Genomic DNA, 13,513 nt, shown 5'->3' with positions numbered 1-13,513 from the left:
AACGCTGAAATTATCGTTGCAGCCACCCGGGCCGGGGGCTCCGGGCTTCTCGACATTGGTGCGGACGCCGATCACGACGCGCTTCGTGCGACGCTCGCGCGCCTTCGCGATAAGGCGGCGGTCGGAAAATGGGGATTGCGTTGGGACGCGCAATTTTCGAGCGTGGCGAGCGTCGCCGAGCTCGAGCGGCTGGTGGACGGCCATGTCGATAGTCTCGTCGTCGCCGGGGTTTCCGGCGAAGAGGCCGCGGCGATCCGCGCGAGCGCGGCGCGCTTCGCCTGCTTCGTCGCTCTCGAGGTCTATGATCTCGAAAGCGCGCTGGCGGCCCAGGAGGCGGGCTATGACGGCGTCGTCGTCAAGGGCGCCGAGGCCGGCGGCCGGATCGGCAAATCCTCGTCTTTCATACTGTTGCAGGAATTTTCGGGCGCGCTGCGCATTCCCTTCTGGGCGGAGGGCGGCATAGGGCCGCGCAGCGCGGCGGCGGCGGCGGCGCTCGCCGGCGCGGCGGGCGTCGTGCTCTGCGAGCAGCTCTGGCTCACCGAGGAAGGGCCTTATGGAGCGCCGGCTCTCGCCGCTTCCTGGAGCCGGCTCGACGGCGGCGAGACGGTCGTCATCGGCGACGGCTCGTCAATGCTGCGGCTCTCGAGCCGGCACGGAAGGGAGAAGCTGCGCGCGCTGGAGCGCGCCGTCGCCGAGGGCGAGGATTGGCGGGCGCTGCTGCGCCGATCGTCGCAGGGCGAAGACCCTGTTCTGCCAATGGGTCAGGACATTGCCTTCGCGGGCGGATTCGCGCGCCGCTATGGCTCGACCGGGCGCGCCGTCGCCGCGATCGCCGAGGCGTTGGAGACGGCCGCGCCGCCGGGCGTCGAGACGCTTTTCGCCGAAGGCTCCGATCTCGCGACCATTCACGGAGCGCGCTATCCGATCGTGCAAGGGCCGATGACGCGGGTGAGCGACGTCGCGCCTTTCGCGCGCGCAGTGGCGGATGGCGGCGCCCTGCCCTTTCTCGCTCTGTCGGTGCTGCGTGGGCCGCAGGCGCGCGCGCTGCTCACGCAGACGAAGGCGCTCATGGGCGAGAAGCCCTGGGGCGTCGGCATGCTGGGCTTCACGCCGCTGGAGCTGCGCCAGGAGCAGATCGACGCCATTTCCGAAACCAAGCCGCCTTTCGCGATCATCGCCGGCGGCCGTCCGAGCCAGGCGCGCGATCTCGAGGCGCTCGGCGTCTCGACCTATCTTCATGTCCCTTCGCCCGGCCTGCTGCAGGGGTTCCTGAAGGAGGGCGCGCGAAAATTCATCTTCGAGGGCGGCGAATGCGGCGGCCATACCGGCCCGCGCGCGAGCTTCGTTCTTTGGGAATCCGCGATCGAGATTCTGGCCGACGCCAAGATCGACGATCCGCGCTCGGTGCAGATTCTCTTCGCCGGCGGCGTGCATGACGCTCTGTCGGCGGCGATGGTCTCCTGCCTCGCCGCGCCGCTCGCGGCGCGCGGCATGAAGATCGGCGTGCTGATGGGCACGGCCTATCTCTTCACCCGCGAGGCGGTGAGCGCCGGCGCGATCCTCGAGGAGTTTCAGAACCAAGCGCTGCGCTGCGAGGAGACGGCGCTCCTGCAATCGGGCGTCGGCCTCTACACGCGCTGCGCCGCGACGCCCTTCTGCGACGAGTTCGACGCGACGCGCCGGCGCCTCATCCGCGAGGGTAAGTCGGACGAGGAGAAATTGGTGGCGCTGGAGCTGCTCAATGTCGGCCGTCTGCGCATCGCATCCAAGGGCCTCGCGCATAAGGGCGAGCAGAAGGGCCTCGACGAGAGCGGCGGCTATGTCGAGCTGGATGTCGAGGCGCAGCGGCGCGAAGGCCTCTATATGATGGGCGAGGTCGCGCGCCTGCGTCGCGACACGCTCACCATCGCCGAGCTGCATGACGAGGTTTCGCGCGGCTCCGCCGATCTGCTCGCGAGGCGGCGCGTCGCGGCCGAGGCGGCGAACGCGCGCGCCGCGCGACAAAAGGGCGAGGACATCGCCATCGTCGGCATGGCCTGCGTCATGCCCGGCGCGAAGGACGCGCGCGCCTTCTGGCGCAATATCGTCCAATCCGTCTGCATGTTCCGCGAGGTCTCGGAGGATCGCTGGCGTCCGAGCGATTTTTTCGACACGGCCCGCGCGCCGGATCGCGTCTATTCGAAATGGGGCGCCTTCCTCGACGAGATCGCCTTCGATCCGACCGCCTATGGCATTCCGCCGGCGAGCCTGCCGTCGATCGAGCCGGTGCAATTGCTGGCGCTGCATGTCGCCACGAAAGCGCTGGCCGACGCCGGCTTCGATCGCCGGCCCTTCCCCAAGGACCGCACCGCGACGATCTTCGCCAGCGGCGCGATGAACGAGCTCGGAACGCTCTATGTCTTCCGCACGCTGCTCTCGCATTATCTGCCGAAAGTCGCCGGCCTCTCGGAGGAGACGCGCGCGCATATCGTCTCCTCTCTCCATGGCAAGGAGCTGCCGCAATGGACGCCGGACTCTTTCCCCGGCTTTCTGGCCAATGTGGCGGCGGGCCGCGTCTCCAATCGCCTCGATCTGCGCGGCGCCAATTTCACTGTCGATGCGGCCTGCTCCTCCTCGCTCGCCGCGCTGGACGCCGGCATTCGCGAGCTGCAGTCGCATGACGCCGATGTGGCCCTCGTCGGCGGCATAGACGGCGCCAATGGCTGCATGGCCTTCATGTCCTTCGCCCAGACTCATGCGCTGTCGCCGACGGGCGTGTGCCGCCCCTTCTCGGATGCGGCGGACGGCATTGTGCTCGGCGAAGGCGTCGCGGCGATCGTGCTGAAACGCCTCTCGGACGCGGAGCGAGACGGCGATCATATCTATGCGGTGGTCAAGGGCGTCGGCAGCTCGAGCGACGGCCGCAATCGCAGCCTGACCGCGCCGGACAATAGAGGCCAGGCGCTGGCGCTGCAGCGCGCCTATGAGAAAGCCGGCGTGAGCCCGGCGAGCGTCGCGCTCATCGAGGCGCATGGCACCGGCACGGCCGTCGGCGACAAATGCGAGATCAAGTCGATGACCCAGGTCTTCGGCGAGGATGGCGCGGCGCGCCAGTCCTGCGCGGTCGGCTCGGTCAAATCGATGATCGGCCACACCAAGGTGACGGCCGGTCTCGCGGCGATCATCAAAGCGTCCCTGGCGCTGAAGCATCGTGTGCTGCCGCCGACGCTCGGCGTCGACAAGCCCAGCTCGCGCGTCGATTTTTCGCAGACGCCCTTCTATGTGAACACGCGCGCGCGGCCATGGCTCGCGCGTTCGCCGGACGAGCCGCGGCGCTGCGGCGTCAGCGCCTTCGGCTTCGGCGGCACCAATTTCCACGCCGTCCTCGAGGAATATGACGGCGGCTATCGCGCGGGCGACGTCGAGAATTTCACGCCGCGCGCCGCCGAGCTCATCGTGGTGACGCGCGCCGATGGCGCGGAGGTCGAGCGCGCCGCGCAGAGCCTTCTCGAGCGGCTCGTCCATCCAGACCTTCTCTCGCTCGGGCAGCTCGCCTATTCGCTGCATCTCGACGAGCAGGCGATCCGCCATCCCGCCGGCGAGCCGGTGAGCCGTCTGGCGATCGTCGCGACCTCGGTCGAGGATCTGCGATCGAAGCTCGAATTCTTCCTGCGCCAAGGCAAGGGCAAGCGCACGATCAGAGCGCCGCAAGGGATCTATTTTCATGATCGCGGCGCAGAGGCGCCGGCCGGCGGCGTCTGCATGCTCTTCCCCGGGCAAGGCTCGCAGAAGCTCGACATGCTGAGCGATCTCGTGATGTCGCGCCCATCGAGTCACGGCCTCTTCGAGCGTGCGGATCAGGCTCTCGCGGGCGCGCTGCCGCAGCGGCTCTCGCAATATATCTTTCCCCTGCCGAGCTTTTCCGAGGAGGAGCGCGAGCGTCGCAAGGTGGAGCTCGACGACACGCGCGCCGCGCAGCCGGCGCTCGGCGTCGCCGATCTCACCGCCTATGATCTTCTCGCCGAATTCGGCCTCGCGCCGGATTTCGTCGCCGGCCATTCCTATGGCGAATATGTCGCGCTCTGCGTCGCCGGCGCGATCTCGCGCGACGATCTCCTGAAGCTGTCGCAGATTCGCGGCCAGATTTCGGCCGAGGCCGCCGCGGCCGACGGCGGGACGATGGCCGCCGTCGCCGCCGACGAGGCGCGCGTCGCGCAAGTGATCCATTCACTCGGCCTCGAGGTCGCGATCGCCAATCTCAACGCGCCCGATCAGACGATCGTCGCCGGCGCCGGCGCTGCAATCGACAGAGCGGTCGAAGCCTTCCGCGCGCAGGGTCTGCGCGCCAAGCGCCTGCCGGTGACGGCGGCCTTTCATTGCGCCGCAATGGCGCCGGCACAGGCGCGTCTCGCCGCGGAATTGTCGAAGATCGAATTCGCCGCGCCGAAGCTGCCCGTCTACGGCAATACGACCGCCGCTCCTTATCCGAGCGAGGCGCGGGAGATAGAGGCGCTGCTGGCGCGCCATATCGCCGAGCCGTTGCGCTTCGTCGAGGAGATCGAGCGCCTCTATGAGGCGGGCGCGCGCGTCTTCATCGAGGCGGGGCCGGGAATGGTTCTGAGCGGCCTCGTCGATCGCATTCTCGGCAAGCGCGAGCATGTGACGCTCGCCGTCGATGCGCCGGAGCGTCCGGGCTGGCTGCAATTCGGGCATTTGGTCGCCCAGGCGATCACGCTCGGCCTGCCGGTGGACGTGGCGCAATGGTTCCGTCATCGGGGCTTCGCGGAATTGCGGCTGCAAGCGCTGCTCGACGAGGCCGCGGCCGCCGCCGATCCGCCGGCCTCGGTCTGGCGCGTCAGCGGCGGCAAGGCGGTTCCTTGGCGTGCTCCGGCGTCGACGGCGGTCGAGAAAAGCTCGGCGCCCGAGCCGATCCGCATTCCGAGCGAGAAGCCGCCCGCGCCCGTCGCCGTCAATGGCGCGAGCGGACCTCGAAAGCCCATCGAATCGAATGGCGTCGCAGCGACGCCGATCCCGTATCGAAGGAGAGAAATGGTGAGCGACAAAGAGCCGAAAGCCGGCGAGCCCGCGCCGGCCGCGGCGAGTCCGCGAGGCTCGCCGCCGACGATGGCGCAGATGCGCAGTGAATTGACGCAGCTCATCGAATTGCAGCGCGAGCAGCAGGTGACGCTGCAGCGTTTCATCGCGCTGCAGGAGCGGCTCCTCGCCGGCGCCGAGACGGCCTCTTACGACGAGCCTGCGCCAGAGCCGGCCCGGTTCGAGGCGCCGCAGCGCCTCGAACCCGTCGCGCCGGCGCCGCAACGTCTGCTGACGCCGAGCGTGCCGGTTCCTGTGCTGCCGGAGGCGATTCTCGCGGCCGCCAATGGCGCGGCGGCTGCGCCCATTGCAAAAGCGCCGGCGCACGCCAATGGCGCCACGGCCCCGAAAGCCGAGGGCGCATCGATCGAAATGCCGCCGACCGCGCAATTCAAGGCCGAGCTTCTCGCCACAATGATCGAGCGCACTGGCTATTCGGAGGAAATGCTCGATCTCGACGCCCATATGGAGGCCGATCTCGGCGTCGACTCCATCAAGCGGATCGAGATTTTCAACCAGCTCAAGGATCGCTTCCCCTTCATGGAGGGGCGCGACGAAGAAGCGATCTTCGACGAGCTCGCAGGGCTCAAGACATTGAACGCCGTCGTCGAATGGTATGACGGCCTGCATGCGCGCCGCGCGGAAGCGGAAGGAGCCGAACCGGCAAAAAAATCTCAGGCTCCGTCGTCTCTGTCCCCGCTGGGGACGGTGGAGTCCAATAGTGAGACAGTGGGTTCTAAAGAAACGCTTCGCTATGTGCTCGCCCCCCTCCCCGCGCCGCGCGCCGCGCGGGCGTCGGAGATGGACGGCTATCCTTATGAGCGCATGATCCTCATCGTCGGCGAGGCGACGCCGATCGCCACGGCGCTCGACTCGGCGCTGAAGGCGCGCGGCTATCAGGTTTGGCGCGTGCTGCCGGGCGACCAGACGGCGCCGCTCGCGACGGATGCGATGACGATCGACTTCGCCGATCCTGAAGGAGTGAAGGCGCTGGCGACGCGTCTCGCCGAAGGCCGCTATCGCGTCGGCGCACTGTTCAACCTCGCCGGGCTCGACGGCGAGGGCGCCGAGGATCGGCGCCGACTCGCCTGCGCGCGCAATCTGTTTCAGCTGCTCAAGACTTTCGAAGGCGATTTGAAGGACAGCGCCGGCCGCGGCGGCGGCTGGCTCGTCAATGTGACCGCGCTCGACGGCCAATTCGGCCTGCGTCGACAGCAAAGGTTTTCGGCCGCCGCGGCGGGCTCGCTCGGCGTCGCCAAATCCGCCGCGCAGGAATGGCGGGATTTGCGCGTGCGCTGCATCGACGTCGATCCGCGGCTCGCGGAGGATGTGATCGCGCGCGAGCTGATGATCGAGGCCGGCCTGCGCGCCGCGCCGCTCGAGATCGGCCTCACCGAGGACGGGCGCTGGACGCTCGATCTCGGCCGGGCGAGCGCCGCGACGGCCGAGATCGAGAGCCTGCGTCTCGATCCCGAGGCCGTCGTGCTCGCGACCGGCGGCGCCTATGGCATCACCGCCGATATAGCGAGAGCGGTCGCCTCCGCCTATCGTCCGCGGCTCGTCCTCGTCGGGCGCAGCCCCGCGCCGGCGGCGGAGCCCGAGGAGACAAGGCGACTTTCCGCGAGCGAGCTGAAAGAATTTCTGATCGGCAGGCTGCGCGGCGAAAATCCGAAGGTGAAGCCCGTCGAGATCGAGCGCGAATGGAAGCGCATGCTGAAGGATCGCCGGATCCTCGCCAATCTCGAGGCGATGACGGCGGCCGGCGCGCGCGTCGAATATCATTCGCTCGACATCACCGACGCCGACGCTTTCGGCCGGCTCATCGATGATGTGTATGCGCGCTTCGGCCGCATAGACGGCGTGCTGCATGGCGCCGGCGTGCTGGACGATCGCCTCATTCGCGACAAGACGCTCGACTCTTTCGATCGCGTCTTCGCGACCAAGGCGACGCCGGCCTTCACGCTGATCGAGAAGCTGCGTCCCGAAGCGCTACGCTTCCTGCTGTTCTTCTCGTCGATCGCGGGGCGTTTCGGTAACGCCGGCCAGAGCGATTATAGCGCGGCCAATGAGGTGCTGAACAAGCTCGCCTCGCGGCTGAGCCTCGAATGGCCCAAGACGCATGTCGTCGCGATCAATTGGGGGCCGTGGAACGGGGGCATGGTCACGGACGAATTGCGCCGGCTCTACGAATCCAAGGACATTCGCACGCTCGAGATCGAGCAGGGACGGCAGGAATGCCTGGACGAGCTGGCGCGCGGCGCGACCGGAAATCCAGAGATCGTCGTCGCGGCGAGCATGCAGAGAATTGCGCAATTGGCGCTGCGCCAATGAGGCGTCGAAACGGGCGGGTCGAAGAGGGGGTTTAAAAAATGTCTTTCGCACTTACCGAGCGCCTTACGCGCGCCAGCGTCAAAAATGCTTGCTGCCTCACCGATTTCGTTCCGGTGCGCATGGCCGATCCGACGCCGCAAGGTCTGACGCTGGAGCTCAGCGCCTATGGATTCGCGCGCGCCTTCTGCTCGCGCAACGGTCTGACCGACAAAGAGGCGTTCTTCGCCAAGCATCAGGAGATCAGGCAGAAATTTTCCAATTACGGACTGTCTCCCTCGGTCGTGAAAGCGCGCCAGCTCGTCTTTTTTCCGCGCCTGAAGGATATCGTCTTCGCCGACGGCGAATTCTCCGTCGCCGAGCCGGAAGAAGAATATATGCGGCTCTTCGACAATTACCGCGATCTCAATCCGAAGGATTTGAAGGCGCGGCACGAGAGCTACGCGCATGTCGCGGATGATTGCCTCGAGAAACTATACGCCGATGTTTTCGAGGCGCCGGACGATCTCATCCATGTCACCTGCTCGGGCTATCTCGCGCCGAGCCCGGTCGAGCGCATGACCGCGAAAAAGGGCTGGCTGCGCACGACCGTCACGCACAGCTATCATATGGGCTGCTACGGCGCCTTTCCGGCCATACGCATGGCGCATGGCTTTCTCGCCTCCTCCCATATGGGCGTCACGCCGCCGAAGGAGCGCGTCGATATCGTGCATACGGAGATTCTCTCCGCGCATCGCGACGCCGAGGAGCTCACCGCGCAGAACATCATCACCATGACTCTGTTCGCGGACGGCTTCATCAAATACTCCGCCGTCACCGAGGATTATCTGAGGAGCCAGGGCCTCTCCGGCCTCAAGGTGCTCGCCTATAACGAGCATCTGCTTCCCGACTCGGCCGACGACATGACCTGGGTGCCGGGTCCGACGCGCTTCCATATGAGCCTGTCGATCATGGTGCCGGTGGTCATCAAGGCCGCGGTCAAAGGCTTTGTCGAGGACCTTTTGCGCCGCGCCGGGCTGGATTTCGAGCGCGAGCGCAGCCGGCTCTATTTCGCCATTCACCCCGGCGGACCCAAGATCGTCGAGCATATCCAATCCGAGCTGAAGCTCGACGACGATCAGGTGGCGATGAGCAAGAATGTGTTCTTCGAGAATGGCAATATGTCCTCCGCCACCGTGCCGCATATTCTGAAGGCGATCGTCGAGGAGCGCTCCATTCCCACGGGCGCGCATGTCGTGGCGCTGGGCTTCGGCCCCGGCCTCACCGCGACCGGCCTCGTGCTCGAGAAGATCTGAGCGCGGATCGCATGGACGCCGTGCTCGAAGCTCGGGATCGGATCGTGTCGAGACGCGGCGGCGCGCTGCCTTTCGTCGGCCGCGTCATCGCCGCGACGCAAGGCGAGAGCGTCCTCGTCGAGCGCGTCCTGCATCTCGACGAGGACCTCTATCTCGCCGACCACGCCTTTGTTCACGCGCCCGGCGTCAAGCCGCTCTCGGCCTGTCTGCCCGTGCTGCCGATGACGATGAGCATAGAGGCGATGGCGGAGGTCGCGGCCTGTGTCGTTCCGGGACAGGGGCTCATCGGCGTCGAGGAGATAAAGGCGACGAGATGGATCGATCTCGTCGACGCCGAGTCCGCAATTTTGACGATCGAAGCGCGTCTCGACCGCTATGATCCGCAGCGCGAGGCTACATTCGTGCGCGCCGCCATTCGCGCCGAAGGCCAGAGCGGGCCGTCGATCGAGGCGACGCTGCTGTTCGGCCGCTACTATCTGTTGGAGCTGTTCCCGGATTTCGACGCGCTCGACGCAGGGACCGCGCTCAGGATCGACGCCGCGCACCTCTACGCCGAGCGTCATTTGTTCCATGGGCCGGCCTTCCGCTGCCTCTTCGGCGAGGTTTTCGTCGAGGATCGGCGCATCGCCGGCCATTTGCGCATCCCCTCGCCCGCCGGCCTGTTTCGCTCCACAACGGAGCCTCAGCTGCTGCTGCAGCCCTGCGTGCTCGACGCTATCTGCCAGATGGTGGGCGTCCATGCGATGCAGCGGGATCGCTATGCGTTTCCCGTGGGGCTCGGCAAGCTCGAGCTCTATCGGCCGACGCCGCCCGCGGGATCGCTCGTCCCCGTGCGCATCGAGCTGCGCAAGACCGACGGCAAGACCATTCACGCCGATGTCGAGGTGGAGGATGGCGAAGGCGGCGTCTGGATGCGTATCGCGGATTTGCGCTGCTGGAAATTCCAATGGGAGCGGCGGCTCGTCGATTACCGCCGCGCGCCCGGACAATTTCTGCTCGGCCGGCCCGCGCCGGTCGGGAACACGGCCGACGGCCCGCTGGTCCTCCACCTCGCCGAGCCCGATCTCGGCAAATTCGATCCGCGAATGCTCGCGCGCGATTGTCTCGGCCTCGAGGAAGCCGCCGTCTATGAGAGCCACACCCGCTTTCCGGCGCGCCAGCGCCAATGGCTGCTCGGCCGCACGGTCGCCAAGGATTGCGTCCGACGCTGGATCAGCGACCGCACGGGGGCCGAAATGGCGCATCCGGCCGCGATCCTCCTCCGATCCGACCCGGCCGGCCGCCCCTATGTCGCCGGCGCGGACGGGCGCGAGGCCCTGCCCCATGTCAGCATCGCCCATTGCGAGGATCGGGCGATCGCCGCCGCCCATAGCGGGCGCGTCGGCGTCGACATAGAGCGGATCGCCGATCGGGACGATGGATTTCTCGCCGCCGTCGCCGGCCCTGACGAGCGCGAGAAGGTGAAGGCGCTCGCAGCGTCCCGTCGCGCCGAATGGATCACCCGGCTCTGGGGAGCCAAGGAGGCGGTGGGAAAGCTGCTCGGCTCCGGCGTCGACGGAAGGCTGAAATCGCTCGAAGCGGTCGATTTTTCGCCACAGGGGAGCATTCGAATCCAGGATCGGGAAACCATGTCCGCCTATGCTGTCGAGACTATAGAAAGCAATGGCTTTATAATAGCTTGTGTGACGGAGGACGTTCCTCTTCCGCCCCGAGGCGCGGAATGCGCCTCGGCTTGAGTATTTTCCGAGGGCGCCGCAATGTCCCCCGCGGGGCGGCTGGCGGCGAGGTGGAAAGGGTCCTTGTGTCCGGCGATACCCTATACGCGCTGAAAAGCCGCGCCGAGAGCGTCTCGGCCGCCGCGTCGAAAGGCGCGCGGATGACCTTGCTCATCGCATGGCGAAATCTCGTCCATGATCGCATCCGCTTCGCCATCACGCTCACCGGCATCGCCTTCTCCACGATATTGATGGGCATTCAGCTCGGAATGCTGCTGAATTTCGTTCATACGATCTCGACCGTCGTCGATCACGCCGGCGCCGATCTCTGGATCACGGCGGAAGGCGTGCCCAGCGTCGATCTCGCGACGCCTCTGCAGGAGCGGCGGCGCTTTCAGGCGCTGTCGGTGGAGGGCGTCGCGGCGGCCGAGCCCTATATGCTCCACTTCGGCTTTCTGAAGCGCCCGGACGGCGTTCGGCAGATCGTCATCGTCATCGGCATCGATCCCGATTCGACCATGGGCCTGCCCTTCGCCATGGTCGAGGGGCCGAGCGCGAAAGAGGCGCTGGCGGAGCCGGACGGCGCGGTGATCGATCGCCTCTATGCCGATAAGCTCGGCATTCGCACGCTCGGCGAGACGGTCGAGATCAACAGCCACAGAATTCGCGTGGTCGGCTTCACGGACGGCATAAGGACCTTCACCCAGGCGCCCTATGTGTTCATGTCGCTCGCCAAGGCGCGATCCTTCTTCTATGCGCCGGACAATGACATCGCCTATGTGCTGGTGCGCGTCGCCGAGGGCTATAGACCGGAGGCCGTGGCCGAGGCGCTCGCCGCGCGCATGTCGGAGGTCGAGGTGCTGACGGCGGGACAGCTCGCCTGGCGCAGCCAATATTATTGGCTCGTGACCACCGGCGCCGGCATCACGCTGGTCAGCTCCACTCTGCTGGCGCTGCTCGTCGGCGTCGTCATCGTCGCGCAGACTCTCTACGCCAGCACGATGGACCGCCTGCCGGAATACGCCGTCATTCGCGCCATGGGCGGCCCGCGCTCCTATCTCTACCGCATCATCGTGCAGCAGGCCGTGCTCGGCGGCGTGTTCGGCGCGGCGATCGGCCTCGGCGTCATCGGCGTCGTCGTGATCTTCACCCGCAATCTCAGCTCCGCGCCGGAGGTGCCGCTCTGGCTCGCCTTCGGCATCGTCGTGGCGACAATGCTGATGTGCGTCGCCGCCTCGATCGGCTCGATCGGCAAGGTGATGACGATCGATCCGGTGAAGGTGTTCCGATGATGCAGCCCATTTTGAGCGCGCGCGGCCTCGTTCACAATTTCGGCGAAGGGCCGAGCGCCGTCCAGGTTCTGAAGAATATCGACATCGATATTCTGCCGGCGGAAGTCCTGCTCCTCGTCGGCCCTTCCGGCAGCGGCAAGACGACGCTGGTCCATATCCTCGGCCATCTGCTGCGCCCCACCGCCGGCAAGATCACCATTTGCGGCAAGTCCACCGAGACTTTGGACGAAGATCGGCTCGCCGAGCTCCGCCTTCAACATTTCGGCTTCATCTTTCAGGCGCATAATCTGTTCCCGATGCTGACGGCGACGGAGAATGTGATGGTCGCGCTCGATCTCATGGGCGTCGATAAGGATGTCGCGCGTGTCCGGGCGCATGAGCTGCTCGGCAGCGTCGGCCTCGGTCATCGCATCGACGCTTTTCCGGCGGAGCTCAGCATCGGACAGAAGCAGCGCGTGGCGATCGCGCGCGCGCTCGCCGCCGATCCCGAGATCCTCATCGCCGACGAGCCGACGGCGGCGCTCGATTCCGAGAATGGTCTGAAGGCGATGGAGCTTCTGCAGGCGCTCGCGCGCAACGGCCGCCGCGCCGTCGTCATCGTCACGCATGACTTTCGCATTTTTCAGTTCGCGAATCGCGTCTTGCATCTGGAGGACGGCCGCATCGTCGATAAGCCTCCAGAATCGTCCCATTCCTTCGGCGCAGGGAGCGCGTCATGAAACTCGATCGGCCGTCGCCGGCCATTCTTCTTCTCGTCGGCCTCGCCGCCGTATCGTCCACGATGAGCGGCCGCGCGGAGCAGGCGCTCTCATCGAGCACCAAGCTCGTCTCGCAGCATCGGGTCGCCGCCGCGCCCGGCGTCGTCGAGCCCAATAGCAAGGAGCGCGAGATCTCCGCGCAGATCGTCGGCGTCATCAAGGAATTCAAGGTCGAGGAGAATGACGAGGTGACGGCGGAGCAGATCATCGCCATCATCGACAACGCCGAGCAGAGCGCGCGCGTCGCCTCCGCGCAGGCGCAGCTCGCGCTCCGTCAGGCCGAGCTCGACCGCATTCTGCATGGCGCGCGCGCCGAGGAGCTGCGCGAGGCTGAGGCCGCTCTTTCGGAAGCCGACGCCGGGCTCAAATATGCGCGGCGCGACTATGAGCGCCGGCTGCCGCTGGCCAAGCGGGGCGTCTCGCCGCAGGCGATGCTCGATCAGACGAAGGCCAATCTCGACGCCAGCGAGGCGCGCCGCACCGTCGCCGCCCAGCGCCTCGCGCAATTGCAGAGCGGGGCGCGCTCCGAGGACGTCGACGCCGCGCGCGCGCGGCTGCGGCTCGCCGATGCGGAGCTGGCCTCGGCGAAAGCGATGTTCGACAAGACCTTCATTCGTTCGCCGGTGGCGGGAACCGTCTTGCGCCGCACCCATGAGGTGGGCGAGACTGTCACCAATGTGCCGCCGACGGCGGTCGCGATCGTCGGCGATCTGCGCGGCCTCAAGGTGCGCGCCGAGGTGGACGAGACCGACATCGGCAAGGTGACGCCGGATCAGCGCGTCGAGGTGGTCAGCGACGCCTATCCGGGGCGCAAGTTCCAGGGCCGCGTGAGCTGGGTGTCGTCGCGAATGGGCTCGAAGATCGTGCAGACCGGGCGTCCCGGCGACCGCGTCGACACGAAGGTCCTGCAAGTGCTCATCGATCTCGACGACGACGCCAAGCTGCCCGTCGGGCTCAGAGTGGACGCCTATCTCTTCGGAGAGCTCGTCGCCGCCAAGCCAGCTCGTTGAGAAAGCCGTCTCGTTGAGGAAAGCCGGCTCTTCGACGGGATA

Annotated in this window: 6 protein-coding genes; all 6 read left to right on the top strand. The window is 66.7% G+C overall.

Annotation, left to right across the window (positions count from 1 at the left end; genetic code table 11):
* The first annotated feature begins 135 nt into the window (after positions 1-135).
* Positions 136-7,404, top strand: a complete 7,269-nt coding sequence (locus METLW4_RS0121810; RefSeq protein WP_018268363.1) for a type I polyketide synthase — start codon at positions 136-138, stop codon at positions 7,402-7,404.
* Positions 7,405-7,442: 38 nt separating this feature from the next.
* Positions 7,443-8,696, top strand: coding sequence for a 3-oxoacyl-[acyl-carrier-protein] synthase III C-terminal domain-containing protein (locus METLW4_RS0121805; RefSeq protein ID WP_018268362.1), 1,254 nt, complete (start codon positions 7,443-7,445; stop codon positions 8,694-8,696).
* A gap of 44 nt (positions 8,697-8,740) precedes the next feature.
* Positions 8,741-10,432, top strand: a complete 1,692-nt coding sequence (locus METLW4_RS0121800; protein ID WP_198290241.1) for a polyketide synthase dehydratase domain-containing protein — start codon at positions 8,741-8,743, stop codon at positions 10,430-10,432.
* A gap of 140 nt (positions 10,433-10,572) precedes the next feature.
* Positions 10,573-11,703, top strand: coding sequence for an ABC transporter permease (locus METLW4_RS0121795; protein WP_026191725.1), 1,131 nt, complete (start codon positions 10,573-10,575; stop codon positions 11,701-11,703).
* Entirely contained in the window at positions 11,700-12,422 is a 723-nt protein-coding gene (locus METLW4_RS0121790; RefSeq protein WP_020493769.1) for an ABC transporter ATP-binding protein, read from the top strand. The genes METLW4_RS0121795 and METLW4_RS0121790 overlap by 4 nt, the downstream gene beginning before the upstream one ends.
* The gene (locus METLW4_RS0121785) at positions 12,419-13,471 is read left to right on the top strand and encodes an HlyD family secretion protein (RefSeq protein ID WP_018268358.1); all 1,053 of its coding nucleotides are present in this window, start codon (positions 12,419-12,421) and stop codon (positions 13,469-13,471) included. Before METLW4_RS0121790 ends, METLW4_RS0121785 begins: the two co-directional genes overlap by 4 nt.
* Positions 13,472-13,513: the final 42 nt, after the last annotated feature.

The organism is Methylosinus sp. LW4 (assembly GCF_000379125.1).
Lineage (GTDB): Bacteria > Pseudomonadota > Alphaproteobacteria > Rhizobiales > Beijerinckiaceae > Methylosinus.
Note: the sequence above shows the minus strand (reverse complement) of the source record. Positions and strands in the feature narration are given on the sequence as shown.

What these genes read in the sequence shown, in the direction of transcription:
- METLW4_RS0121795 (WP_026191725.1), top strand. Translation starts at nt 10,573, where the DNA reads ATGACCTTGCTCATCGCATGGCGAAATCTCGTCCATGATCGCATCCGC.
- METLW4_RS0121805 (WP_018268362.1), top strand. Translation starts at nt 7,443, where the DNA reads ATGTCTTTCGCACTTACCGAGCGCCTTACGCGCGCCAGCGTCAAAAAT.
- METLW4_RS0121785 (WP_018268358.1), top strand. Translation starts at nt 12,419, where the DNA reads ATGAAACTCGATCGGCCGTCGCCGGCCATTCTTCTTCTCGTCGGCCTC.
- METLW4_RS0121790 (WP_020493769.1), top strand. Translation starts at nt 11,700, where the DNA reads ATGATGCAGCCCATTTTGAGCGCGCGCGGCCTCGTTCACAATTTCGGC.